Source organism: Rhizobium sp. AP16, from assembly GCF_000281735.1.
Lineage (GTDB): Bacteria > Pseudomonadota > Alphaproteobacteria > Rhizobiales > Rhizobiaceae > Rhizobium > Rhizobium rhizogenes.
Genome location: NZ_AJVM01000042.1, coordinates 1 through 24,195 on the forward strand (window position 1 = coordinate 1; position 24,195 = coordinate 24,195).

At 59.6% G+C, this 24,195-nt stretch carries 21 protein-coding genes, 1 tRNA gene and 1 pseudogene; 16 read left to right on the forward strand and 7 right to left on the reverse strand.

Annotated features, from left to right (window positions below; translation table 11 throughout):
* Together PMI03_RS14530 and PMI03_RS14535 are read left to right on the forward strand one after the other, a co-directional pair.
* Nucleotides 1–1,008: efflux RND transporter permease subunit (locus PMI03_RS14530; RefSeq protein WP_007694502.1), on the forward strand; the 1,008-nt coding region annotated here is incomplete at its 5' end.
* Nucleotides 1,009–1,189: 181 nt separating this feature from the next.
* Nucleotides 1,190–2,371 (forward strand): patatin-like phospholipase family protein, encoded by a 1,182-nt coding sequence (locus tag PMI03_RS14535; RefSeq protein ID WP_007694504.1) that lies wholly within the window; start codon nt 1,190–1,192, stop codon nt 2,369–2,371.
* 73 nt (nt 2,372–2,444) lie between these two features.
* Here PMI03_RS14535 and PMI03_RS30715 read toward each other — a convergent pair.
* Nucleotides 2,445–3,077: pseudogene (locus PMI03_RS30715) on the reverse strand (nucleotide kinase domain-containing protein); the annotation flags it as partial.
* A 139-nt stretch (nt 3,078–3,216) separates the two neighbouring features.
* On the reverse strand, nt 3,217–4,242 hold the full coding sequence (locus tag PMI03_RS14545) for a LacI family DNA-binding transcriptional regulator (RefSeq protein WP_007694508.1): 1,026 nt from the start codon (nt 4,240–4,242) through the stop codon (nt 3,217–3,219).
* Between the two features lie 148 nt (nt 4,243–4,390).
* Between PMI03_RS14545 and PMI03_RS14550 the strand changes: the two genes are divergently transcribed.
* The 5 genes from PMI03_RS14550 (at nt 4,391) to PMI03_RS14570 (ending at nt 10,802) form a co-directional block, all read left to right on the forward strand.
* Complete coding sequence (locus PMI03_RS14550; protein ID WP_007694511.1) at nt 4,391–6,727, forward strand: alpha-L-rhamnosidase; 2,337 nt, start codon at nt 4,391–4,393, stop codon at nt 6,725–6,727.
* 68 nt (nt 6,728–6,795) lie between these two features.
* On the forward strand, nt 6,796–8,073 hold the full coding sequence (locus PMI03_RS14555) for an ABC transporter substrate-binding protein (RefSeq protein WP_007694512.1): 1,278 nt from the start codon (nt 6,796–6,798) through the stop codon (nt 8,071–8,073).
* 59 nt (nt 8,074–8,132) lie between these two features.
* A complete protein-coding gene (locus PMI03_RS14560; RefSeq protein WP_007694514.1) occupies nt 8,133–8,996 on the forward strand; it encodes a carbohydrate ABC transporter permease in 864 nt (287 codons plus the stop codon).
* The gene (locus PMI03_RS14565) at nt 8,966–9,817 is read left to right on the forward strand and encodes a carbohydrate ABC transporter permease (RefSeq protein ID WP_210295020.1); all 852 of its coding nucleotides are present in this window, start codon (nt 8,966–8,968) and stop codon (nt 9,815–9,817) included. Before PMI03_RS14560 ends, PMI03_RS14565 begins: the two co-directional genes overlap by 31 nt.
* A gap of 4 nt (nt 9,818–9,821) precedes the next feature.
* A complete protein-coding gene (locus PMI03_RS14570; protein WP_007694518.1) occupies nt 9,822–10,802 on the forward strand; it encodes an ABC transporter ATP-binding protein in 981 nt (326 codons plus the stop codon).
* Between the two features lie 309 nt (nt 10,803–11,111).
* Here the strand turns inward: PMI03_RS14570 and PMI03_RS32025 are convergent, their stop codons facing one another.
* Nucleotides 11,112–11,372 carry an EamA family transporter gene (locus PMI03_RS32025; RefSeq protein ID WP_374189930.1) on the reverse strand — a complete coding sequence of 87 codons (261 nt, stop codon included), beginning with the start codon at nt 11,370–11,372 and terminating at the stop codon, nt 11,112–11,114.
* A gap of 633 nt (nt 11,373–12,005) precedes the next feature.
* A tRNA-Gly gene (locus PMI03_RS14580) sits at nt 12,006–12,080 on the reverse strand.
* A gap of 245 nt (nt 12,081–12,325) precedes the next feature.
* On the opposite strand from PMI03_RS14580, the gene PMI03_RS14585 reads away from it, so the two are divergent.
* The 4 genes from PMI03_RS14585 (at nt 12,326) to PMI03_RS14600 (ending at nt 15,047) form a co-directional block, all read left to right on the forward strand.
* Nucleotides 12,326–12,835 (forward strand): prolyl-tRNA synthetase associated domain-containing protein, encoded by a 510-nt coding sequence (locus PMI03_RS14585; RefSeq protein WP_007694521.1) that lies wholly within the window; start codon nt 12,326–12,328, stop codon nt 12,833–12,835.
* Nucleotides 12,836–12,992: 157 nt separating this feature from the next.
* Entirely contained in the window at nt 12,993–13,970 is a 978-nt protein-coding gene (gene trxA, locus PMI03_RS14590) for a thioredoxin (protein WP_007694523.1), read from the forward strand.
* A 220-nt stretch (nt 13,971–14,190) separates the two neighbouring features.
* Nucleotides 14,191–14,850 carry an LON peptidase substrate-binding domain-containing protein gene (locus PMI03_RS14595; RefSeq protein WP_007694525.1) on the forward strand — a complete coding sequence of 220 codons (660 nt, stop codon included), beginning with the start codon at nt 14,191–14,193 and terminating at the stop codon, nt 14,848–14,850.
* 8 nt (nt 14,851–14,858) lie between these two features.
* The gene (locus PMI03_RS14600) at nt 14,859–15,047 is read left to right on the forward strand and encodes a Trm112 family protein (protein WP_007694528.1); all 189 of its coding nucleotides are present in this window, start codon (nt 14,859–14,861) and stop codon (nt 15,045–15,047) included.
* Nucleotides 15,048–15,131: 84 nt separating this feature from the next.
* On the opposite strand, the gene PMI03_RS14605 is transcribed toward PMI03_RS14600, so the two are convergent.
* A complete protein-coding gene (locus PMI03_RS14605; RefSeq protein ID WP_007694530.1) occupies nt 15,132–15,878 on the reverse strand; it encodes an SDR family NAD(P)-dependent oxidoreductase in 747 nt (248 codons plus the stop codon).
* A gap of 40 nt (nt 15,879–15,918) precedes the next feature.
* A complete protein-coding gene (locus PMI03_RS14610; protein ID WP_007694533.1) occupies nt 15,919–16,311 on the reverse strand; it encodes a DoxX family protein in 393 nt (130 codons plus the stop codon).
* A gap of 154 nt (nt 16,312–16,465) precedes the next feature.
* On the opposite strand from PMI03_RS14610, the gene PMI03_RS14615 reads away from it, so the two are divergent.
* Nucleotides 16,466–16,846, forward strand: coding sequence for a helix-turn-helix domain-containing protein (locus PMI03_RS14615; RefSeq protein ID WP_039974058.1), 381 nt, complete (start codon nt 16,466–16,468; stop codon nt 16,844–16,846).
* Nucleotides 16,847–17,002: 156 nt separating this feature from the next.
* Here the strand turns inward: PMI03_RS14615 and PMI03_RS14620 are convergent, their stop codons facing one another.
* Complete coding sequence (locus tag PMI03_RS14620) at nt 17,003–18,217, reverse strand: ubiquinone biosynthesis hydroxylase (RefSeq protein WP_007694536.1); 1,215 nt, start codon at nt 18,215–18,217, stop codon at nt 17,003–17,005.
* A gap of 83 nt (nt 18,218–18,300) precedes the next feature.
* Between PMI03_RS14620 and tesB the strand changes: the two genes are divergently transcribed.
* From tesB to PMI03_RS14640, 4 genes are all read left to right on the forward strand, one after another.
* On the forward strand, nt 18,301–19,185 hold the full coding sequence (gene tesB, locus PMI03_RS14625; RefSeq protein ID WP_007694539.1) for an acyl-CoA thioesterase II: 885 nt from the start codon (nt 18,301–18,303) through the stop codon (nt 19,183–19,185).
* 214 nt (nt 19,186–19,399) lie between these two features.
* Nucleotides 19,400–19,750: a P-II family nitrogen regulator gene (locus PMI03_RS14630; RefSeq protein WP_012652738.1), complete on the forward strand. Its 351-nt coding sequence runs from the start codon at nt 19,400–19,402 to the stop codon at nt 19,748–19,750.
* Between the two features lie 28 nt (nt 19,751–19,778).
* Entirely contained in the window at nt 19,779–21,140 is a 1,362-nt protein-coding gene (locus tag PMI03_RS14635) for an ammonium transporter (RefSeq protein WP_007694544.1), read from the forward strand.
* Between the two features lie 285 nt (nt 21,141–21,425).
* The gene (locus PMI03_RS14640) at nt 21,426–24,095 is read left to right on the forward strand and encodes a DNA translocase FtsK (RefSeq protein ID WP_039974061.1); all 2,670 of its coding nucleotides are present in this window, start codon (nt 21,426–21,428) and stop codon (nt 24,093–24,095) included.
* Nucleotides 24,096–24,195: the final 100 nt, after the last annotated feature.

Below are 24,195 nucleotides of genomic sequence, written 5' to 3' on the forward strand. Positions count from 1 at the left end.
GCCAGCGCCGTGCGCGTGGCGACAGATGGAGAATATTCCTCCGACCTGCCGAAGCTCACCCTGCCGCAACGGCAGGTCCCGATCGTCGTCCGCTTCTCACCCGAGACGCGGACCAGTCTCGACGACATCAAGAACATGCGGGTAGCCGGCACCAATGGAAGTGTCGATCTCGGATCCATCGCCGACATCCGGATCGGCGGCAGCCCGTCTCAGATCGACCGCATCGATCGCATGCGTAATGTCACGGTTTCCGTCGAACTTAACGGCCGTATCCTGGGCGACGTCCATGGCGAGGCTAAGGCGCTGCCGGCGCTCCAGCGCCTGCCACCGGGCGTCACCCTTGTGGAACAGGGCGAACTTCAGCGCAGTTCGGAACTGTTCCAGAGTTTCGGCCTGGCAATGGCGATTGGGGTGTTCTGCATCTATGCGGTCCTCGTGCTGCTTTTCCATGACTTCCTGCAGCCGTTCACCCTGCTGATGGCTCTGCCGCTCTCGCTCGGTGGCGCGTTGGTACCGCTTGTCGTGACCGGGACCAGTTTCTCGATGTCGGTCGTCATCGGCTTGCTGATGCTGATGGGCGTAGTGACGAAGAACTCCATCCTGCTCATCGAATATGCGATCATGGCACGCCGTCAGGGCATGCCCAGGCTCGATGCTTTGGTGGATGCCTGCCACAAGCGGGCGCGGCCTATCGTCATGACCACCATTGCCATGGCATCGGGCATGCTTCCAGCCGCTCTTAGTTTGACGGGCGGTGATTCAAGCTTCCGGCAACCAATGGCCATCGTGGTCATCGGCGGGGTGATGATGTCGACCCTGCTTAGCCTCATCGTTATCCCGGTCATTTTCACTTTCGTGGATGACCTGGAAGAGCTTCTCAAGCGTCTCCTGCGCCGGCTCGGCTTCGGTCACGAAGTCCCCGAGCAGGAACCGCATGATGCGTCCAATGATCGCGAAGCCATTGCCTTTAAGCCTGGCCATGCAAAGCAAGGGCACGGTCATAGATGATCCTCTATCGGCGTGCGATGGGTCAGATGGCCTCCTGTCAAGCTGAGACTATGCTTGGCGGCGTTCATGCAACCTCTTCGGTCGAGTTTCCTCCCCCGGAACGAGACCGCGGGACGTATACCCTCGCAGGCGGCGCCGCCCCGCCGCCTGCGCGTCCTGCCATCCAACAGGGAAGAGGCTAATGTCTCACCTCCGATCAATCTGGCTCTTTAAGAGGAGCTTGACGCGAGCGCTTATCGTCTTGCTCCCTTTCGTATTCATCTTGTCCGGATGCATGCAAACGCTGGACAGGGCTGCCGATGCGCGCGAGGCGGACCAAGCCGCGATCACCGGCTATGGCGAGATCCGGACCTATCTTGATGCTCGGCTCGACGAAGCGCCACGCGATGTCTCGAACTGGGCGCCGGCGACCAAACGGAATAGACTCGACGGACTGATGATCTCGGGCGGTGGCGCAGGCGGTGCCTTTAGCGTCGGCGTGCTCTCGGCCTGGAGCGCAGCCAAGACCCGCCCACGGTTCGATGTTGTGACCGGCGTCAGCACTGGCGCGTTGATCGCACCCTACGCGTTTCTCGGATCGGCCTATGACGATACTCTTATCGATCTCTACACCAGCGGCATCGCCCAGGAACTGGTGCGAACCAAAGGTGTCGTCGGTCTATTCGGATCGAGCCTGTTAAGGGCCGGGCCACTGAGACAGATGATCGAGCGCTTCATCACGCCCGCGATCCTGCAGCAGGTTGCCGCCGAACACCGCAAAGGCCGCCGTCTCTTTATCCTGACGACCAATCTCGACACCCAGCGTGCCGTCGTGTGGAACATGGGCGCCATCGCCAATAGCGGCCGACCGGACGCCCTCAAACTATTCCAGGACGTTCTCACGGCATCGGCAAGCATCCCGGGTGTTTATCCGGCAGTGATGATCAAGGCGGAGTCGGGAGGACGTCAATTCGAGGAAATGCATTCGGATGGCGGCTCCTCGTCACAGGTCCTCATGATTCCGCAAGCTTTCCTGACGAGCTCCCACCCTCTTCTGCCCACCAAGGGGCAGGCCGTCAATTTCTACGTGATCGTCAACAACGCCCTGATGCCGGAATTTGCCACCACGCCGGACAAGACGTTGCCCGTGATCGTTAGGGCATACTCCATCTTCGTCAAATCGCAGACGCAAAGCGCTCTGACGGCCCTCTACAACTATTCCAAATTGACCAGGGCACGTTTCCACCTCGCGTCGATCGATGCTCAAGTCCCTTATTCGATGTTCGATCCGTTCAACACCAACTATATGCGGGCCGTTTACAATCTCGGCTATGCGGAATTCGTCGCCGGAACCCTCTGGAAAGACAAACCGGTTTTTCGCTGATGAAGATGCGAGGAGATGGGCAATCGTCCGTGGCTCTCGATCGTTTCTGCAATTCTGGATCGCAAGTGAATCCTTAGCTGAAAGCGACACGGGTGTGGCTTTCCACTCTACAGTCGCGACAAGGAGAGGGCTCGCCCGTTGGCAGGGCTGGCCATGCTGCAGCATGCGCATATTTGGATGTCTCGCAAAACAGATTTTGGCAGTCTATTGGTTGCAAAAGCCGGTTTCCCAAGCCTTTGAAGTCGAGCTTCAGACGTTTGAATGCCGCCACCTGCCTGTCGGTTACCTCATAAATTATGTCTTCAGCGGATAGTCTGCCTGTATCGACGAAGTATTTCGCTATACCGTCAAGTGCACCTGGGCCAGCTATGACAAAGTCCGACTCGTTGAAGTCGAGCATGGATGAGTCGTTCAAATCAATCGCATATTGAAATGCGAGGAAGCGGCCAAGTCCGGGATAAAGAACGAGCAGATCGAAGACGTGACGGAGCGCGGCGGCCTTGGCTATCTTCGCGGGCAGCCTGTCGTCCATCATCATTTTGATCAATGCAAGGTGATTTGCGTGTTTCCTGACGAAACCCAACTTTGGTGCTGGCATGATGTAAGCCGCTGAATAGACCATATGACCCGCAGCCATCATCCGGCCCAAAGCGTCAGCGATGTTTGAAAGAGAAGTGTGCGCCCACGACAAAAGTCCAGTGACGCGTTCAAGGTATTCTCACGTCTCAATCTTGTTGATTTGTTGAAAATTTTGAAGACAAGGGTACGAAAGAACATCTCTTCGATGCTTTGCGGCCTTGTATCGTCATACTGAACATGCCGGATAACCCCAGACGGGAAGCCATTCAGATACTTCCCCGTACCGCCACGTCGGGTTCGATAAGGATGTGCTGGGCCTCCTGGCGGCCGTCAATCCGGCTGAGCAGCATTTGCCCTGCTATTCCGCCAAGCCGGGAAGGATTTTGGTCGATGCTGGTCAGCCCGACCAGTGGAATGGCCGCCGGTGGGGAGTTGTCATATCCGATGATGGCGAGATCCTCTGGCACGCGGATACCGCTCATGCGCGCAGCGTTCAGCAGCGGCACCGCGTCCAGGTCTGACCAGACGAAAACGGCGCGGGGCCGATCCTTCGCACGCAGGAAGTCCGCGATGCCTTCACTCCTGTCGGCACCCGGCGCCGGTAGTCGTATGATCCGGGCTTTGGCCCCCAATCCCGCCTGTTCCATTCGCTCGCGATAGCCAATTTCTCGCTGGGCGGCGACCTCCGATGGGCGTGGGTCCGATAACGTATAGCTCAGCATGGCAATATCCTCATACCCGCGGCTAAGAAGGGTCTCGACAGCGAGCGCCGCCCCCTTGTGGTCATTGGAATTGGCCGTGTCGTAGGTCAAAGCTTGCGACTCGTGATGGGCGATCGCTACGATCGGGATCTGCTGGGAATAGCGTTCGACCATCTTGCGGGAGATGCGCGGGGCAATGATCAGCACGCCGTCCATGCGGTTGTCGATCATGGATTCGATCATCGAGGCTTCGATCGGGCTCTTGGAGCGACCGATCCCCACCAGCGCCTTGTAGTTGCTCTGTGAAAAAGTGGCGTTAGCCGCCTCGATCACGCCGGCAAGGAACGGGTTCGATAATTCGACCACCAGGACGCCGATTGTATTCGTGCGACCTCGCATGGCGCGCGCCGCCACGGATGGGCGGTAGTTCAGCTTCTCGATCGAGGTTTCCACCTTCTGTCGCAGAAGGCCGCTGACGCCGTAGGCATTGCGAAGAACTTTGGATACGGCCGCCACCGACACCCCGGCATCTTCAGCGACATGGCGGATCGTAATCCGCTCTTTGGGTGTGCTAACGATTTGATATTTCATCTAAAAATTCACGCTCATCAATTTTTTCAAATTATACGCATGAAACTCTTGCGTGGCAAACGGTAATGTAGAATGATATACATAGAACGATACACACAAATTCGTTTTTCGGCCGCTGGAGGATAAGGTGGCCAGGGGAGGTTGCATTATGAGCATTGTCCAGCGCCACGGCGTCGCCGTGGCTGAAGACCTTATCGATTCCGGTTTCGCGTTTTCCGCATTCATGATTGCGCCTGTCTGTGATGCGGGACAGGGAACTGCCGGAACTTTCGTTTCTCGCCGCTTTTCGCTGGAGCAGCTGCCTTCCGGAGCGACCTTGCGCATCTCGGCGCTCGGCCTTTATCGCGCCTTCATCAACGGTCGCCGCGTTGGGGAGGATCTGCTGACCCCGGGCTGGACCTGCTATGACGACCGCATCGCCTATCAGGTCTATGACGTCACGGCTCTGCTTCTGCCCGGTGAAAACCGCATCGAGATCTGGCTTGGCGATGGTTGGTACAGGAGCCAGCTCATGTGGGCAGCCAGTCCGATCTATGATTGCTGGGGCGATCGGGTCGGCGCGATCGCCGAGTTGAGTGCGGGCGGATCGATCCTTGTGAAGACCGATGAAAACTGGAAGAGCGGCTACACGCCTGTCGTCCGCAACGGTATCTATTTCGGTGAGGACTATGATGCCCGTATCGAAGTGGAAGACGGCGACGGCGTCGAAGTTCTGGCCTTTGACAAGGCACTTCTCGTGCCCCACGAGACCGGAGCGGTCAAGGAACTCGATGCTCTCCCACCCATTGAAAGCTGGGCTGAGAGCGATGGAGGGATCGTCTATGATTTCGGGCAGAACGCGGGCGCCTATATCCGTATCTGCGTCAAGGGCGAAGCGGGGGCCCGCGTTCGCGTCGAGCATTCCGAAGTGCTCGGTCCCGGCCGCCTCTTCGACAATCGCAACTACCGAAGCGCCCGCGCCGAGCTCGTCTATACGCTGAAGGGTGAGGGCGAGGAAGTCTATGCGCCGCTCTTCACCTTTATGGGTTTCCGCTATGCGCGGGTGACCGTGACGGGAAAGGCGGAGCTCATTTCCATCACCATGATCCCGGTGACATCCGTGCCGGTCAGGGCCGCAGGCTTCGCCTGCGGCGTCGATGCGGTGAACCGGCTGGTCGAGAACACCATCTGGTCGCAGCGCTCCAATTTCATCGAGGTGCCGACGGATTGCCCGCAGCGTGATGAGCGATTGGGCTGGACCGGCGACGCGCAGGTGTTTGCCGGTGCTGCCTGCTGGTTGGCCGACAGCCGGACTTTTCTCACCAAATACCTACGCGACGTAATGCATGACCAGCGCGCGAATGGCGCGGTTCCGCATTTCTCGCCCGATCCCACGCGTCTGCATCCGATCGACAGCCGCGGCGATTGGGCAGGTTCCACCGGCTGGGGCGACGCCATCGTCATCATACCCTGGCAGCTCTACCTGCATTATGGCGATGTCTCGGTCCTGCAGGAATGCTTCCCAGCCATGTTGCGCTGGCTTGACTACCTCTGGGGTATCTCCGATGGGCCGATCATTCGCCCGCCGGCGGTATGGGGCGAACGAGGCTTCACCTTCGGCGACTGGCTGCAGCCGGTCGGCGACAATCGCAAGCCCCGCCCGACCGTGGCCGACGATTGCGCTGCCACGCTCTATCATTTCATCTCGACGCAGCTGACAGCAAAGATAGCCCGCATTCTCGGCAAGAATGACGAGGCCGCGCGCCTCGATACCCGCACCGAAGATATCAGGACGGCCTTCAGCCATGAATTCTTCGCCCCGTCTGGCCGCATAGCCCATAACGACCAGACATCATGGTCCCTGGCGTTCCTCTATGGCCTGGTTCCGCAGGAGTACGAGGCTGCAGCGCGCGGCTATTTCCGGCGGGTTGTGGAGGAGACCGATGGCGTCATCGGGACCGGCTTCATCGGAACACCCGCTCTGCTGCCGGCCATTACGCGCCTCGGCATGCTTGATCTGGCGGAAAAGACGTTCCTCAATCGCAAGGTTCCAGGCTGGCTCTATCAGGTGGAGCGCGGGGCGACCTCGATCTGGGAACGCTGGGACGCGCTGGCGGAGGACGGCACGATCTACGATCCCGATATGAACAGCTACAACCACTATGCCTACGGCGCCGTGTGCCAATGGCTGTTCGAGGATGTTGCCGGCATCAGGCCGCTCGAAGACAAACCTGGCTTCGAGGAGATCGCTTTCGACCCGGCAATCCTGCCCGGTCTGTCGCCGGTATCGGCCTGGCACGATACCCGTTTCGGACGCATACAGGCAGGCTGGAGCATAGACGAGAGGGGGGAAGTGACATGCCGGCTGACGCTGCCGGAGGGGGTGACGGCGCGGCTGGAGGGGAGCACGGGTCGTAAATCTCTGGCGGCAGACGGGATTGCAGTCGCTTCCGGTCAAAAGATCGTGCTCGGAAGGGGAGAGCATACGATCACTTTCGTCATGTGATGAAGGCGCCTGCGGACCGCAGGCGCGAGCAGCCCAATCATTCCGGTCTTTCAGAGGAGGAGACGACCATGAGAATGACGACGTGCAGCATTTTGGCCGGAGCCATCATCAGCGTGCTTGCAGCCAATGTCGCCCATGCCGATGTGAAGCTCAGCATCGTGATCGACACCAACCCGGAAACCAGCGCCTCGTTCGGCGCGCTTTCCAAGGCCTATACGGCAAAGCATCCCGATGTGAGCTTCGATGTGGAGCAGCGGGTCGGCGGTTCCGAAGGCGACAATATCATCAAGACACGGCTGGCGACCGGTGAGATGGCCGACATCTTCCAGTACAATACCGGTTCGTTGTTTCAGGCACTGAAGCCCGAGCAGACACTCACGGATCTTTCCGATCTGCCTTCGCAGGCCGGCATTCTGGACAGCTTCAAGAAGGTCGTCACCAGCGCCGATGGACATGTGCGCGGAATACCATTCGGCCCGGCCATGGGCGGCGGAATTTTCTACAACCGAAAGATCTACGCAGATCTAGGCCTCACGCCGCCCAAAACCTGGGCGGAGTTCATGGCGAACAATGCGAAAGTCAAGGCCGCCGGCAAGGTGGCTGTTGTACAGACCTACGGCGATACCTGGACCTCGCAGCTCTTCATTCTTGCCGACTATTACAATCTGCAGGCCGACGCGCCGAACTTTGCGGCCGACTACACGGCGAACAAGGCGAAATATGCGACGACACCGGCGGCCGTGCGTGGCTTCGAGCATCTCGAAGAGGTGGCGAAAGCCGGTCTCTTCAACGCCGATTTCGGTGCTGCTACGTTGGATGACGGCATGAGCATGGTCGCAACTGGCGAGGCGGCCCATTACCCGATGCTGACCTTCGGTATCGGCAATGTGCAGCAGAACCTGCCCGACCATCTACGGGATATTGGCTTCTTCGCGGAACCCGGCACGGATGCCCAGAAAAACGGGCTGACGATATGGATGCCGGCAGCTCTCTATATTCCCGCCAAGGCCGAGCATCTTGAAGAGGCCAAGAAGTTCCTCGATTGGGTCGGCAGCAAGGAAGCCTGCGATATCATGGCGAAAGCCGTTCCATCCGGTCCCTATCTGGTCAAGGGCTGCGAATTGCCGAAAGATATCCCGCCTGTTGTCGCCGATATGCTGCCCTATTTCGAGACCGACGGCCGCACCGCGCCGGCGTTGGAGTTCCTGTCGCCGGTGAAAGGGCCGTCGCTCGAGCAAATCACCGTGGAAGTCGGCTCAGGCATTCGTTCGGCCAAGGACGCGGCTGCCCTTTACGACCGGGATGTCGAAAAGCAGGCCAAGCAGCTCGGTCTGCCCAATTGGTAACCTCCCAGCCCATCCCCCGCCCGGTCGTCGTCCGGGCGGGGAGTGCTCAAGGAGCCTCCATGACCACGCGAAAATCACCCTATCCCTATTGGTTTGTACTGCCAGCGGCCGTGATCTTCATCGTGCTGTTCATGGTGCCGACATTCGCGTCCCTCTGGTTCAGTTTAACCCGATGGGACCTTTTCAATGCAGAGTTCATTGGCGTGGAGAACTATCGCCAGTTCTTCCGCGAGCCGTTCCTGATCCAGGGCCTCGTCAATACCATCATCTATGCGGTCCTGACCTCCGGTACGAAGACCGTGCTTGGCCTACTTCTTGCCGTGCTGTTGACCTCAGGCATCTGGGCACAGGGCTTTCTGCGAACCGTCGTTTTCTTTCCGGTGCTGGTGTCGACCATCGGCGTCGGCATCACGTTCTCCGTGCTCATGCATCCTACGCGCGGACTCATCAACGTCGCCTTGGCAGGCCTTGGCATTCATGGCCCCGGCTGGTTGACGGATCCGGCGCTAGCGCTCTATTCCATCGTCCTCGTCGATCTGTGGAAAGGCATCGGGCTTGCCACCGTCATCTATATCGCCGGGCTTGCCTCCATCAGCCCCGATTATTACGAAGCCGCCCGCATCGACGGCGCTACCCGTCGGCAGATGTTCTTCCGGGTCACGGTTCCGCTGGTAAAGCCGGCCACGATCACAGTCGTGACGTTGTCGCTGATCGGCGGGCTGCGCAGCTTCGATCTGATCTGGGCGATGACGCGTGGCGGCCCCGGCTTTTCCTCTGACGTGCTCGCGAGCGTCATCTACAAGCAATACCAGGCGGGATTCTACGGGCTGTCCACCGCTGGCAACGTCATCCTCTTCATCCTTATAGGGCTGATCGTGTTGCCGCTTACCGTATGGTTCAATCGCAAGGAGGTGGATCTGTGACGCGTCGACAGCTCTATACCGGCGTGACCGCACTTGCAGCCTCTGCGGTGATCTTCATTCTGCCCTTTCTGTTCATCTTCATCACGGCCGCCAAGACCAAGCAGGATGCCGCAAGGCTTACCTTCACCCTGCCGGCGGAGTGGCGGCTTTGGGGCAATCTCATGGAAGTGGTCGAGGCCCGCAACTATATGCTGTTGCTCGCCTATTTCAATTCCACCGTCATCACGGTCGCTTCCGTCGCTCTGCTCGTCCTCTTCGGCGCAATGGTCGGTTATGTGCTCCAACGCCGCTCTTCGGCTTGGAACAAGCTGATTTACGCTTGCGTTCTCGCCGGCCTGATGATTCCGCCGGCGGTGGTCCCGACCATCTGGGTGCTGCAATCGCTGGGACTGTTCAAGACCATCTCCGGTATGATCCTCATCCAGATCGCCTACGGCCTTGCCTTTTCCATCCTGCTGTTCAGGAGTTTCATCGCCACTATCCCGAGGGATCTAGATGAAGCGGCGATCATCGACGGCGCCAAACCGCTACAGATCTTTTTCCGGGTCATCTTGCCGCTGCTGAAACCGGTGACGGTGACGGTCATCGTGGTCCAGTCCATCGCCATCTTCAACGATTTCACCAATCCGCTTTACTATCTCCCCGGCCGGGAAAACGTCACCGTGCAGCTGACGCTCTACAATTTCCAGAGCCAGTTCCAGACGCAGTTCAATCTCTTGTTCATGAACATCCTTTTGGTGACCATTCCGCCACTCATCGTTTTCATATTCTTCAATCGTCAGATCGTGGCGGGCATGACGGCCGGCGCCGTGAAAGGATAAGCGCATGTCTAGCGTCGTTCTCAGCAATATCGGCAAGAGTTTTGGTAGCCTGGAGGTGATGAAGGGCGTGGATCTTACGGTGGAGGCGGGCGAATTCTGCGTGTTCGTTGGCCCCTCGGGCTGCGGAAAATCGACGCTCCTGCGGATGATTTCGGGGCTTGAGACATCGAGCGCCGGTCAGATCTTCATCGATGGAAAGGACGTCACCGGAGTAGAGCCATCGGCGCGCGGTATCGCAATGGTGTTCCAGTCCTATGCGCTTTATCCGCACCTGACGGTACGCGAGAATATCGGCTTTGGTCTCTCGCTTGCCAGGCGCCCGAAGGCTGAGATCGAGGAAAAGGTGAAGCAGACGGCCGATATTCTACAACTCTCGCATCTGCTCGACCGCAAGCCCAAGGCACTCTCCGGCGGTCAAAGGCAGCGCGTCGCCATCGGCCGGGCAATCATCCGTAATCCGAAAGTGTTTCTGTTCGACGAGCCGCTTTCCAATCTCGACGCTTCCTTGCGTTCGCAGATGCGCTTCGAGCTCACGGAATTGCATGCCAAGCTCGGCGCGACGATGATCTATGTGACCCATGACCAGGTCGAGGCCATGACCATGGCGGACAAGATCGTTGTGCTGAACGGCGGGAGGATCGAGCAGATCGGTGCGCCGATGACGCTTTACAACCATCCGGCAACGCCATTCGTCGCCGGCTTTATAGGCTCACCCAAGATGAACATCTTCGAAGGGGAGGTCGCCGAGCGCGAGGGTTGTCGAATTTATGGTGTCCGCCCGGAGCACGTTGCGCTATCCACCACGCAGGGTAAGTGGCAAGGTGTAGTCAGACACATTGAGCGGCTCGGTGCCGACACGGTACTTCACCTTGACGTGCCAGACCTGCCGTCGCTGGTGGTGCGTGCGGATGGCGATCGCCTGGTCTCTATCGGAGAAACGCTGTTTGCGTCGCCCGTCGCGGGGAAAGAGCACAGCTTCGTGTGATTGATCGCGGGGCCATGTGGCGCGATTTCGGCTCAGCAATACGTCAACATATCAAGAGATAAAGTCGATAGAGCTTTACGGATTTTTCTGCCTGATTGAAATTACTAGCAGAGATCTCTGGTGCGGCAGCTCAGCCAAACGACGTGCTACCGGTTAATATCCCTTCAAGACCTGCAGCGCATCACGGTGACCCAAACCTGCCCCCTGACCGGTGAGGCAGAGGTGTAGCGGGGAAGTTAGGATGTCCGCCATCGCCACAACCGAGCTTATGGCACCCAGGCTAAAAACAAGTCGGACAGAAGACGCGCTCTATGCCAATCGCAACAACACCAGCCCTGTCAATATTGCAAAGCTGCCTATGATCCTACTCCGATTCAATGCTTCTTTGAGAATCGTAACGGCGATCACAAGACCAAAAAGAATATTCGATTCTCTCAGCACCGATACGAGCGCCACCGGTGCAACCGTTACAGCCCATACCGATATAATGTACGAAGCAATCACGAAGAGAGATCCAGCGGCTAATTGGGGGCATTGTCTGCCGTAATCCGGCTCGGAAAACGCGTTCACGTTTCGCAAAGTTAAGAGCCCTCTGGTGTCCTCAAGGATTCCCAAGGGACCGGTGTGACCGGACTAGGCCAAGATTGCCGCTTCGAAACCGGCGCGGGCACTAAGGCCAACTCCCAGCGCCTTAGCTGACGACCCAAAGCACCCCTTCATCCCGAAACTGCTCGCAATGGCCAAAACCGTTGCATGAGCGCTGACGTCTGCGGTGTATCCGAGGACATCCGAACGGTGTGTACCGAGGGCTGAGCCTCCTAGCGATTTGCCGATCAGTCAAATCTTGGCAAGAAGCTGTAAGCAACGACTCTCTGTTGAATTCCATACGAAACTCACCCCTTTTGCCATTTCACGATCACCCGTAGTTGGTTCAAAATAGTGAAGCCCATCATGGGTGGCATGCCCCCACGGAATGATCCGGGTTTAATGTTTGTGCATATGCTGGGCTTGAAGTGCTTGGGTTTGGTGGTCCAGCTTGGAGCGTTAGCCTCCGACGCTGGTGAAGTGCAGGTGCGCGCCTAATGCAATTGTTCTGTTGCAGTAGCCCTCCGATCACTTGCCGGATCGGTGATATCTCGCTGGAAAACTTGGATGGCAGTTCTCTCAGCAAAATCACTAGATATTTGATTTTCTTGAGAGAACTGGAGCGGGCGAAGGGATTCGAACCCTCGACCCCAACCTTGGCAAGGTTGTGCTCTACCCCTGAGCTACACCCGCTCATATCCGTAACAGTCCGGGGTAGTGTGTTGGACCGTTCGGCGTCGTCTTGCGGCGACGGGCGCTATATGGCCCAATCGTTTTTCAAATGCAACAGGGAAATGACGAGGTCGCGAAGAAAAGTTCGCGGTTTTTTCCAATGCCTACCGGAAAGCCCGGAAACGCCGGGCTTTGTCGTCTCAAAGATTGCAAAGGAATTGTGGGCGACGTATCAGGGGCGCGTCAAATTTTCTTTGCGAGACGCCATGACCGAGAACAGCCCGAAAACCCGCGACGATCTTTTCCGTTTTCTGGATGGGTTGGGCATTTCCCATAGCACCAAGGATCATGCGCCGGTGTTCACCGTTGCCGAATCGGTGTCGCTGCGCGACGAGATTCCCGGCGGGCATACGAAGAACCTGTTCGTGAAGGACAAGAAGGATAATTTCTTCCTGTTGACCGTGGAAGAAAACGCCAGCGTCGATCTGAAGACGGTGCACACGCTGATCGGCGCGGCCAGCAAGGTCTCCTTCGGCAAGCCGGAAAACCTCATGGAATATCTGGGCGTCATTCCCGGTTCGGTGACGGCATTCGGTGCGATCAACGATAAGGGCGGCAATGTCACCTTCGTGCTCGACGCCGAATTGATGGAACACGACATCGTCAATTGCCATCCCTTGTCGAACGATGCGACGACGTCGATTGCCAGCGGCGATCTCTTGCGCTTCATGGAAGCGACGGGTCACACGCCGCTAGTCTTGAAAGTGACGGGCTAACGCACGATTTTAGCGCTACAATGCGATAGATATGACATATCTTCGATGTGTGCTGTCGTTATGGCTATTTCATCGAGCATGATCTTATGCAAAGCGACGCCCCGTTTTTGGGGCTCATGTTTTAAAAGTCCGGAATGCCGGCAGGCGGGAGACATCTATGAGCGGTTCCAACAATCCCTATAACGCTTCCTTCGGCGGCCAGATGTCGGCTTCTGCCTCCTTTGGCGCCGCGCCCGCGGTCTCGGGCGGCGCTTCGCCGATCAAGGACACCACGACGGCGAATTTCGCCAAGGACGTTATCGAAGAATCGCGCAACCAGCCGGTGCTGGTGGATTTCTGGGCGCCCTGGTGCGGCCCGTGCAAGCAGCTGACGCCGGTCCTGGAAAAGGTCATCAACGAGGCCAATGGCCGCGTCAAGCTGGTCAAGATGAACATCGACGATCATCCGTCCGTTGCCGGCCAGCTCGGCATCCAGTCGATCCCGGCGGTCATCGCCTTCGTCGACGGCCGTCCGGCCGATGGCTTCATGGGCGCCGTGCCTGAGAGCCAGGTGCGTGAGTTCATCGATCGCCTTGGCGGTCCGGCTGGTGGCGCGGGCGATCCGGCGGCGGAGATCGCAGCGGTTCTGGAGGAGGCAACCGGCCTTCTCGCCGGGGGCGATATCAATGGCGCCGCCGAACTGTTCGGCGCGGTGCTGCAGGCCGATCCGGAAAATGCCAAGGCGCTTGCCGGTATGGCCGAATGCATGATCGCCGCCGGCCAGAGCCAGCGCGCGCGCGAGGCGCTGACGGACCTGCCGGAGACGCTTGCCAACGATGCCGGCATCCAGGCCGTGGTGAAAAAGCTCGATCAGATCGAGGAAGCCCGCAAGCTTGGAGATCCCGTGGCGCTCGAGCAGGAACTGGCGGCCAATCCCGACAATCACGAGCAGCGCGTCAAGCTCGCCAAGATCCGTAATGTCGAGGGCAAGCGCGACGAAGCGGCCGAGCATCTTCTGACGGTCATGCGCCGCGACCGCGCTTTCGACGACGACGGCGCGCGCCGGCAGCTGCTGGAATTTTTCGAGGTCTGGGGTCCGAAGGACCCGGCGACGATCGCCGCGCGGCGCAAGCTGTCCTCGATCCTGTTTTCCTGAGGCGCGGTTTACGCGAGGGCACCCTCTCAGGTGCCTTCGCTGCCTCGATGGAACGGGAAAGCGAAACGCTTCGGCCTTTCGTCCGGAAAGGCTCTTGTGTTTTCGCCAGAGGGGGCCACATTGTTCTGTGGCGCGGCGTGGGGTGGAGCAATCGCCGCCGGGTGTCGTTCCTGTGTATCTTAAGGGATGCGCGGCACAGTGATGTAGCGGGACGGAAATCATGCAAGTCGGTAATGCCAGATATCTGAAGCCGAGCGATCTGCCGGAATCGGTGGTCATCTTTCCTCTGTCCGGCGCCTTGCTTCTGCCCACCGGGCAATTGCCGCTCAATATTTTCGAGCCGCGCTATCTCGCGATGTTCGACGCCGCCATCGCCGGCAACCGGCTGGTCGGCATCGTGCAACCGGCGCTCGGCGAGCCGTCGGAAACCCACAATCTTTCGCATGTCGGCTGCCTCGGGCGCATCACCTCCTTCGCCGAGACCGGCGATGGCCGCTACATCACGTCGCTCACCGGCATCTGCCGCTTCCGGCTGATGAACGAGGTCACCGGTCATCAGCCCTACCGCAGCTTCCGTATTGCCCCCTTCATGGCCGATCTCAAGTCGGCCGACGAGGAGCATAGCGTCGATCGCGCCGCGCTGCTGTCGGCCTTCCACGCCTATCTCGACGCCAACAAGCTGGAGGCGGATTGGCAGAGCGTCGAGCGCGCCAGCAATATGACATTGGTGAATTCGCTGGCGATGATGGCGCCCTTTGAGCCCGCCGAGAAGCAGGCACTCCTGGAGGCGCCCGACCTGAAGACCAGGGCTGAAACCTTCATCGCCATCATCGAAATCGTGCTTGCCCGTTTTGGCGACACCGATTCCGTGCTGCAATAGGATCTGCGATGGACGTCACCGTCAGCAAGGTGGACACGAAACTGCTCGACCTGCTCGTCTGCCCGCTCACCAAGGGGTCGCTGAGCTATGACCGCGAGAAGAACGAGTTGGTCTCGGAAAAGGCCCGGCTGGCCTATCCGATCCGCGACGGCATTCCGATCATGCTGATCTCGGAAGCGCGGCGTATCGAGGATTGAGGTCCGCTCTCCTTGGGAGTTAGCATGTGACCGGAATGGCTGAAGAGGCGCGGCCATACGCTACGCCTCGTTAATCGCTGAGGGTTACCGAGCAGTGTCGATGATTGCGCCGCCATCGGGCGTAAGGCTGTATCCCGTGATAAACTGTGAGTCCTTGCTGGCGAGGAACAGGACGACCGGTGCGATGTCATCTTCCGGGGAGCCGAAACGGGCGAGCGCGTTGGTCGGCGGAGGAATATCCTTTGCCGTCGCTCCCCACGTATCCGCTATCGGAAGAATATTGTTCACCGTGATGTTGTCCGTGCCCCATTCGCGGGCGGCAGTACGGGTAAGAGCACGTACGGCCTCCTTTGCCATGTTGTACGGGCCGTAGCCAGCGAGCCCGATGGTGCCAGCCATAGAGCCGAAGTTGATGATCCGGCCCTCCCCACTTTCCTTGAGGTGAGGGTAGCAGGCCTGCATGAAGCGCAGATACGCGATCGGGCCGGTATCGAAGTTCCGCTGTAGTTGCTCCACTGACAGGTCGATGACCGAAGACAAGACAGCAGAACCATCGAATGCATTGTTCACGAGAATATCGATGCGACCGTAGGCGGCCACGATCTTGTCGACCGCAGTCTCAATCTGATCGGCCTCGCCAACGTCGCAGATGATGCCGAGCGCTGTACCCCCCGCTTCAACGATATCCGCAACGACGCGTTCGACGCTTTCGGACGTTCGCGAAAGAACAGCGACCTTGGCACCTTCGGCTGCAAACAGCTTTGCGGTGGCCCGGCCTATGCCACGGCTTGCGCCCGTGACGATCGCGACTTTTCCATCGAGTCGACCCATATTCATCTCCATTTGGTTGAGGTTTGCGATTGTCGCTGTGTCAACGCATCGCGGCGTGGACGTAAGGGGACGGCACATCTCGGGCATCATTCTGCGTAACGAACGAGATCGCCAGGAGCGCCAGGCCAATTGCCGCGGGCAGAGCGCCGGCAGGCTTGCGAACACCGAGATGTGCCAGGCCGGATAGCAGCAGATGATAGAAGATGCCGGCATAAGCGAGATCGCTGAGCAGCACGCTGACGCGTGAAAGGATTGCGAGAGGGCCGAGGACCTTTACAACGATCATGAATGGCACAAGGTAAGCGGCGCTGTATCCAAGCTCCGCCAGAACCCGGCGAACCCAGCCTGCTTTGGTGGCGTACATAAAGGCTGACGTCAGATAAAGCAGGGACAAAAGTGCCGTGCTGATCCAGTATGCGTAGTATCCAGTCATGATCTCATCCTTGTCGCTGGGTGTGCAGCAACATTCTCATTTTTTGAGCATATCGTTGGTGTTGGAGGCGCGTTTACTGCGCTCCGTGGTGTGTGAATGGAAAATGTCGCCTAAGATAGATCTTTGCAAGTAGGATGAATTACTTACTGTTAGTATGGAAAAGCAGACTATGGTCGATGAAGAAGTGAATATGCACGAGGAAATGCGGCGTGCCTTCGCACTGCTTTCCGGCAAGTGGAAGCTCGAAATCATGTGGCTGCTCAATCAGCGGATGTACAGGTTTGGAGAGCTGCGAAAGGCTATTCCCGGCATCACCCAACACATGCTGACGGCACAACTTCGCGAGCTCGAAGCGGACGGACTTGTGTCACGCACGGTCTTTGCGGAGGTTCCTCCGCGCGTCGAATATGAGATCACGCAGAAGGCGCGGGGGCTCGGCCCCACCATGGAGGCTTTGACAGCATGGTGGAGTGAATACGGAAAAAGCATTCCAGCGAAACCCGGCGCCCGTGGTCGGAAAGCCAGACAAGGTTAAGCGATCGTCGAGATGATCGACAAAAACAACTCTTGCATCACCTGATAGCTAGGGCAGGGGTCTGCCTTGATGGCCGCTATGGGCCAAAGCTGATGTTTCAGTTATCGACCCAGAGCCGACTGCTACCGAATCGCCCCCTCTTTCGGCTCCAACCGCTCAGATCGCCTCGCCCGCCAGCAGTCGCGGATTGTCCTTGGCATCCGTGCCTGCGGCCTGACCGATGAAGAAGGATTTCAGCTTCGGCAGACGATCGACGAGGCCGAGGCCGAAGTCGCGGGCGACGCGTACGGGCGTGATGTCGTTGGAAAACAGCCGGTTCAGCACGTCGGTGGTCACGCCCATGCGGAAGGTGTCGAAGCGCCGCCAGGTCTGGTAGCGCTCAAGAGTGTTGATCGAGCCGATGTCGAGGCCGAGCCTGTCGGCTTCGACCACGGTTTCGGCGAGAGCCGCCACATCCTTGAAGCCGAGATTGAGACCCTGGCCGGAGATCGGGTGGATGCCGTGGGCGGCGTCGCCGGCAAGCGCGAAGCGCGGCGCGACGAAGGCGCGGGCAAGGGTGAGGCCGAGCGGGAAGGCGCGGCGGTCGCCGACCGTGCGCAGCGCGCCGAGCTTGTGGCCGAAACGGCGCTCCAACTCTTCCTCGAACAGCAGATCGTCAGAGGCGACCAGTCGGTCGGCATCGGCGGTGCGTTCGGTCCAGACCAGCGAAGAGCGGTTGTTCTTCAAAGGCAGGATGGCGAAGGGGCCGGAGGGCAGGAAATGTTCTTCTGCGCAGCCATTGTGCGGCCGCTCATGCTCGACGGTGACGACGATGCCGGACTGGCCGTAGTTCCAGTTCACCGTCTTGATGCCGGCCATGTCGCGCAGCTTGGAGCGCACGCCGTCGCAGGCGACCAGCAGCCGCGTTTCCAGCACGCTGCCATCCGAGAGCGTCAGCGTGACACCGGCGTCCTCCGTCTTGAAGTCCGTTGCGCTGACGCCGTGGCGAATCGTGATGCCGAGGCGCTCGCAGGCGCCGCGGAGCGCGCCGACCATGGCGACGTTCGGGATCATATGGGCAAAGGGCTGGCCTTCGGTCACTTCGCCGTCAAAGGTGAGGAAGACCGGGCGCACCGGATCACTGGTGCGCGAATCAGTGACGATCATGCGGGTGATCGGCTGCGCCTCCGGTGCGATCTCGTCCCAGATGCCGAAGACCTCGAGCATCTTCGAGGCGGCGGCGATGATCGCCGAGGCGCGCATGTCCTTCTTCCAGGCGGTTTCGGGGGCTGCTTCGACGACCATGACGTCGAGATGCGGGGCTGCCTGCTTGACGGCGACCGCGGCGGCAAGACCCACATAACCGCCACCCACTACCAGCATGTCCAACATAGCGCTTCCCTGTGTCCTACTGTCGCTTCCTGTTCTATATAGAACATCCCGTTCGTGGTTCCTACCGTTGGAGTTCATTCAAAATGTCGCGTGACAACGAGAAACCGACCGCCATGCAAGTCACGCTCGCGACGCTGGATCTGGAAACGATCGAGATGAACCTGTTTCGCGGCAACAGCCCGCAGGTTGGCTGGCAGCGCGTCTTCGGCGGCCAGGTCATCGGTCAGGCGCTGATGGCGGCACAGCGGACGGTTGCGGATGACCGGTTTGCCCATTCCCTGCACGCCTATTTCATGCTTCCCGGCGATCCGAGCGTCCCGATCCTCTATCAGGTCGACCGGCTCCGCGACGGTTCGAGCTTCAACACCCGCCGGGTGCTGGCGATCCAGCACGGCAAGGCGATTTTTGCGCTGACAGCCTCCTTCCAGGTCGATGAGCCTGGCTTCGAGCATCAGAGCGAGATGCCGAAGGTGCCGGCTCCTGAGGAGTTGATGGATGAGCAGCAGATCAAGGAGCGCTTTATCGCCAATGCGCCGGAGGCTGTGCGCCGTTATTGGGAGCGCAAGCGCGCGATCGAGATCCGGCCCGTCTCCATCGAGGATTACTTCTCCCGTTCGCGGCCCAGCCAGCGGCAGGATATCTGGGTGCGCCTGACGGGACCGGTGCCGGATGATCGGCTCTACCAGAATGCGGTGCTCGCCTATCTCTCGGACATGACGCTGCTCGATGCGGCACTGCATGTGCATGGAACCTCGGTCTTCGATCCGCGCCTGCAGGTCGCCAGCCTCGACCATGCCATGTGGTTTCACCACCCGTGCAAGCTCGACGACTGGTTGCTTTACAGCCAGGACAGCCCAAGCGCTTCAGGCGCGCGCGGTTTCACCCGCGGCAGTCTTTTTACGCGGGATGGTGTCCTGATTGCGTCGGTGGCGCAGGAGGGGCTGATTCGTAAAAAGGCAAATGATTAAATAAAGTGCAATTTTGTAAATTTGCACTTTATTTGTGCGACAACTGCGCCGCGAATTGCCGCTTTATTGGGTTCCTAAAGTAATTCCCTTATATTTCAATTGGTTATAATTGTGTCACGAATCTGGCACGTCCTTTGAATGTGTATCTCCGGTCGCTGCTGAAACGCTCGTCAGCGGCAAGGAGAGTCGGCTCCACGCCGAGGGTAAACAAAGGATGGGAAACCAGATGAAAATTGTGATGGCCATTATCAAGCCGTTCAAGCTCGATGAGGTCCGTGAGGCCCTCACGGCTGTCGGCATCCAGGGCCTGACTGTGACCGAAGTAAAGGGTTACGGGCGCCAGAAGGGGCATACCGAAATCTATCGCGGCACGGAATATGCCGTCAGCTTCCTGCCGAAGCTGAAGATCGAAGTCGCGGTCGCAACCGAAATCGTCGACAAGGCGGTCGAGGCCATCGCATCCTCCGCCAAGACCGGCCAGATCGGCGACGGCAAGATTTTTGTCTTTTCGATTGACCATGCCGTTCGCATCCGTACGGGCGAAACCGATTCAGAAGCGCTGTAAGACACGGCCGATCAGGGAGTTATTTGCAATGACGTTTTCCAAGCTTTCCTCCACTCTGGCACGGGTGGGTACGCTTTCTGCGGCCATGCTCGCGCCGGCGATCGCCTTTGCGCAGGATGCTACAGCCACTGCTGCCGCCGCTGCCGCGCCGGTTCCGGACAAGGGCGACACCGCCTTCATGTTCATCTCCACCATTCTCGTCCTCTTCATGCTGGTGCCAGGTCTGGCCCTTTTCTATGGCGGCCTCGTGCGTGCCAAGAACATGCTCTCCGTACTGATGCAGTGCACGATGATCGGTGCGGTCGTCATGCTCCTTTGGGTCTTCTACGGCTATTCCTTCGCCTTCGGCGGCGGCACCAGCCCGTATTGGGGCGGCACCGCGAAGATGTTCCTGTCCGGCGTCTCGGTATCGACGACGGCCTCGACCTTCTCCAAGGGCGTCGTCATTCCGGAATTCATCTTCATGCTGTTCCAGATGACCTTCGCAGCCATCACGCCTGCCCTGATCATCGGTGCCTTTGCTGAGCGCATCAAGTTCGGCGCCGCCGTCCTCTTCTGCGCGCTCTGGGCAACCTTCGTCTACTTCCCGATCGCTCATATGGTCTGGGATTCGAATGGCTTCCTCTTCAAGATGGGCGCGCTTGATTTCGCAGGCGGCACGGTCGTTCACATCAATGCCGGTATCGCCGGTATCGTCGGTGCCCTCATGGTCGGCAAGCGCGTCGGCTTCGGCAAGGACATGATGGCTCCGCACTCCATGACGCTGACCATGGTCGGTGCTTCCATGCTCTGGGTTGGTTGGTTCGGCTTCAACGCCGGTTCGAACCTCGAAGCTTCCGGCGGCGCGATGCTCGCTACCGTCAACACCTTCGTCGCAACGGCAGCGGCCATCATTTCCTGGTCGATTGTTGAAACCTTCACCCGCGGCAAGGCATCCATGCTCGGCGGCGCTTCCGGCATGGTTGCCGGTCTCGTTGCCGTTACGCCGGCTGCCGGCATCGTCGGCCCGATGGGCGCGATTGCCCTCGGTCTCATCGTTTCCCCGCTGTGCTACTTCTTCGTCTCCGTCGTGAAGAACAAGTTCGGCTACGACGATACGGCTGACGTTTTCGGCGTACACTGCGTCGGTGGTATCTTCGGCGCTCTCGCGACCGGCGTATTTGCCAGCGCATCGCTTGGCGGCGTCGGCTATGCCGAAGGCGTCACCATGGGCAGCCAGCTCACCGTTCAGGCCACTGCCGTCATCACCACGATCCTGTGGTGCGGTATCGGCTCGGCCATCCTCTACAAGGTCGTCGACGTTATCATCGGCCTGCGTGTAGCGCCGGAAGCCGAACGCGAAGGTCTCGACCTCGCGTCCCACGGCGAAGCTGCCTACCACAATTCCTAATCACAAGCTTGCGGCGCCGGGGCAACGTTTCCCCGGCGCCGCTGAACATCCCGTCGCGGCCTATTTCATCAAAAGTAAGCCGCTCTTGGCCCGGACCTTGGTTCGGGCCTTTTTTGTGCCGGTCAGCCTGTTGGCCAAACAGCCATAAATTCGTTGATAGGCCCGCCACCGCCTGCATGGTTAATATGCCATTAACCCTCCTCTGATTAGGTAGAGGTGACGTACTGGGTGAGTGGGCATGACGCCGATTCGCGCGTGCCTTCGACAACGAACGGGCTGGATATCATGGGCAGAAGCAATTCGGCAGCGCTGGGCGGTCCCCCCGACCGTTTCTCGCTTTCGGGAGTGGTTTGGCGGCAGGTGAGGGGCCTCATCGGCTTCGCGCTGCTGTTCCTGCTGGCGCTCGCGGTCGCTGCCCTGGCGACCTGGAACGTCATGGACCCCAGCTATTCCTACGCCACGAGCAATGCGCCGACGAACATACTGGGCTTTCCGGGCGCTGCCTTCGCTGACATCCTGATGCAGGCGCTCGGCCTTGCCTGTATCGTCGTGCTGCTGCCCATTGTCGCCTGGGCTTTCGCGCTGATTTCCAACCGCAAGATCCACCGCCTGCCGGCCCGTCTCGGTGCCTGGGTCGGTGGCTCGATCGTTGCTGCCGGCTCCATCGCCTGTTTCCCCGCCCCTCCGACCTGGCCGATCCCGAACGGTATCGGCGGCGTTATCGGCGATATCCTCCTGCGTTTTCCAGCGCTTTTCATCGGCACCTATCCGAGCGGCGTCTTTGCGACCGTGTTCGGTACCGTCCTCGCCATCCCCGCTGCCTGGCTCATGCTGTTTGCTGCCGGCCTGGTCGGCCGCAGTCTGCCGGAAGATGAGGAGAATGAAGAGAACTACGAGGAAACACAGAGCCGCGCCCGCAGCGTTGGCGATGACGACGAGGATGACGACCGCGGCGGCTTCATGGCCTTCGGCGCGCTCATGCATTCCTGGTACAATGCGCAGGCCCGTCTTCGACGCCTGTTCGGCATGGGTCCGCGCAAGCGCCGCGACCATGCCTTCGATGCGCCCTACGACTTCAACGATGACGAATTCGGCACGCTGAACGAGCCGGCGCGCGCCAAGGCGCCGGTTGTCCGGGGCGAGCGCGTCGAGCCGTCGCTGGATGGCCCGGCCCAGCGCCGCGTGGTGTCTCCTCCGTCGATCAGCATGGGCGACGACGAGGACGAGGATGATGACGATGCGTCCTACGAACGCGAGCCGCGGCGTCCGGCCGGCATCCTGCCGGATGACGAGGAAGACGAATGGGCATTGCGCCCCGCTTCGTCGAAAGCCTCCGGCGTTCCGGCCAGCCCGCGCGTCATTCCCGCTGCCCCGCGGCCGAAGCCCGGCGCGCGTGCCGAGCGCGAAGCCCAGACCTCCTTCATTCGCTCCTACGGCTTCCAGCTTCCGGCCGTGCACCTGCTTGCCGAGCCGAAGACCATCGTGCGGGATGCGACGCTGTCTTCCGACGCGCTGGAGCAGAATGCCCGCATGCTGGAAGGCGTGCTCGAGGACTTCGGCGTCAAGGGCGAGATCATCCATGTCCGCCCCGGCCCGGTGGTCACGCTCTACGAACTGGAGCCGGCACCTGGCATCAAATCCTCGCGTGTCATCGGCCTTGCCGACGATATTGCCCGTTCGATGAGCGCGATCGCCGCCCGCGTCGCCGTCGTGCCCGGCCGCAATGCCATCGGCATCGAACTGCCGAATTCCACGCGCGAAACCGTCTATCTGCGCGAGCTCGTCGCCAGCCGCGATTTTGAAAGCTCCAAGGCCAAGCTTGCGATGGCGCTCGGCAAGACCATCGGCGGCGAGCCCGTCATCGCCGATCTCGCCAAAATGCCGCATCTGCTGGTCGCCGGCACCACCGGCTCGGGCAAGTCCGTCGCCATCAACACCATGATCCTGTCGCTGCTCTACCGGCTGACGCCGGAACAGTGCCGCCTGATCATGATCGACCCGAAGATGCTGGAACTTTCCGTCTATGACGGCATTCCGCATCTGCTCTCTCCCGTCGTCACCGATCCGAAGAAGGCCGTTGTCGCGCTGAAATGGACCGTCCGTGAGATGGAAGAGCGCTACAAAAAGATGTCGAAGATCGGCGTGCGCAACATCGACGGCTTCAATACCCGCGTCGAGCAAGCCGTAGCCAAGGGCGAAGCGATCAGCCGTACCGTCCAGACCGGCTTCGACCGGCAGACCGGCGAGGCGATCTACGAGACCGAGGAGTTCGATCTGAAGCCCATGCCCTATATCGTCGTCATCATCGACGAAATGGCCGACCTGATGATGGTGGCGGGCAAGGATATCGAAGGCGCGGTGCAGCGCCTGGCGCAGATGGCGCGTGCGGCCGGCATCCATGTGATCATGGCGACCCAGCGTCCGTCCGTCGACGTCATCACCGGCACGATCAAGGCGAACTTCCCGACGCGCATCTCCTTCCAGGTGACGTCGAAGATCGACAGCCGTACGATCCTCGGCGAGCAGGGTGCCGAACAGCTCCTCGGCATGGGCGACATGCTCTATATGGCAGGCGGCGGGCGTATTCAGCGCGTCCACGGCCCGTTCGTTGCCGATGGCGAGGTGGAGGACATCGTCTCCTATCTGAAGACGCAAGGATCGCCGCAATATCTCGACGCGATCACCGCCGACGATGAGGATGACGAGGATGGTCACGGCCCAGCGGGCACGGCCAATCTTGCCGATTCGGACGACCCTTACGATCAGGCGGTTGCGATCGTTCTCAGCGACGGCAAGGCCTCGACCTCCTACATCCAGCGGCGTCTTGGCATTGGCTATAACCGTGCCGCCTCGCTGATCGAGCGCATGGAGGAAGAAGGCGTGATCGGCCCGGCCAACCATGCCGGCAAGCGCGAAATTCTCGTTCCTACCAAGGCGGATATTCTGGATCGCTGAGGCCACAGGCCCCTTTCGCGTCGTATATCCCGGCTATGTTCAGGGAAATTTGATCGCGGCCCACAACCGGACATGGGCCGCTGCGCCATGAAGACGCCGA

What these genes read in the sequence shown, in the direction of transcription:
- PMI03_RS14535 (WP_007694504.1), top strand. Translation starts at nt 1,190, where the DNA reads ATGTCTCACCTCCGATCAATCTGGCTCTTTAAGAGGAGCTTGACGCGA.
- PMI03_RS14545 (WP_007694508.1), bottom strand. Translation starts at nt 4,242, where the DNA reads ATGAAATATCAAATCGTTAGCACACCCAAAGAGCGGATTACGATCCGC.
- PMI03_RS14550 (WP_007694511.1), top strand. Translation starts at nt 4,391, where the DNA reads ATGAGCATTGTCCAGCGCCACGGCGTCGCCGTGGCTGAAGACCTTATC.
- PMI03_RS14555 (WP_007694512.1), top strand. Translation starts at nt 6,796, where the DNA reads ATGAGAATGACGACGTGCAGCATTTTGGCCGGAGCCATCATCAGCGTG.
- PMI03_RS14560 (WP_007694514.1), top strand. Translation starts at nt 8,133, where the DNA reads ATGACCACGCGAAAATCACCCTATCCCTATTGGTTTGTACTGCCAGCG.
- PMI03_RS14565 (WP_210295020.1), top strand. Translation starts at nt 8,966, where the DNA reads ATGGTTCAATCGCAAGGAGGTGGATCTGTGACGCGTCGACAGCTCTAT.
- PMI03_RS14570 (WP_007694518.1), top strand. Translation starts at nt 9,822, where the DNA reads ATGTCTAGCGTCGTTCTCAGCAATATCGGCAAGAGTTTTGGTAGCCTG.
- PMI03_RS14585 (WP_007694521.1), top strand. Translation starts at nt 12,326, where the DNA reads ATGACCGAGAACAGCCCGAAAACCCGCGACGATCTTTTCCGTTTTCTG.
- trxA (WP_007694523.1), top strand. Translation starts at nt 12,993, where the DNA reads ATGAGCGGTTCCAACAATCCCTATAACGCTTCCTTCGGCGGCCAGATG.
- PMI03_RS14595 (WP_007694525.1), top strand. Translation starts at nt 14,191, where the DNA reads ATGCAAGTCGGTAATGCCAGATATCTGAAGCCGAGCGATCTGCCGGAA.
- PMI03_RS14600 (WP_007694528.1), top strand. Translation starts at nt 14,859, where the DNA reads ATGGACGTCACCGTCAGCAAGGTGGACACGAAACTGCTCGACCTGCTC.
- PMI03_RS14605 (WP_007694530.1), bottom strand. Translation starts at nt 15,878, where the DNA reads ATGGGTCGACTCGATGGAAAAGTCGCGATCGTCACGGGCGCAAGCCGT.
- PMI03_RS14610 (WP_007694533.1), bottom strand. Translation starts at nt 16,311, where the DNA reads ATGACTGGATACTACGCATACTGGATCAGCACGGCACTTTTGTCCCTG.
- PMI03_RS14615 (WP_039974058.1), top strand. Translation starts at nt 16,466, where the DNA reads ATGGAAAAGCAGACTATGGTCGATGAAGAAGTGAATATGCACGAGGAA.
- PMI03_RS14620 (WP_007694536.1), bottom strand. Translation starts at nt 18,217, where the DNA reads ATGTTGGACATGCTGGTAGTGGGTGGCGGTTATGTGGGTCTTGCCGCC.
- tesB (WP_007694539.1), top strand. Translation starts at nt 18,301, where the DNA reads ATGTCGCGTGACAACGAGAAACCGACCGCCATGCAAGTCACGCTCGCG.
- PMI03_RS14630 (WP_012652738.1), top strand. Translation starts at nt 19,400, where the DNA reads ATGGGAAACCAGATGAAAATTGTGATGGCCATTATCAAGCCGTTCAAG.
- PMI03_RS14635 (WP_007694544.1), top strand. Translation starts at nt 19,779, where the DNA reads ATGACGTTTTCCAAGCTTTCCTCCACTCTGGCACGGGTGGGTACGCTT.
- PMI03_RS14640 (WP_039974061.1), top strand. Translation starts at nt 21,426, where the DNA reads ATGGGCAGAAGCAATTCGGCAGCGCTGGGCGGTCCCCCCGACCGTTTC.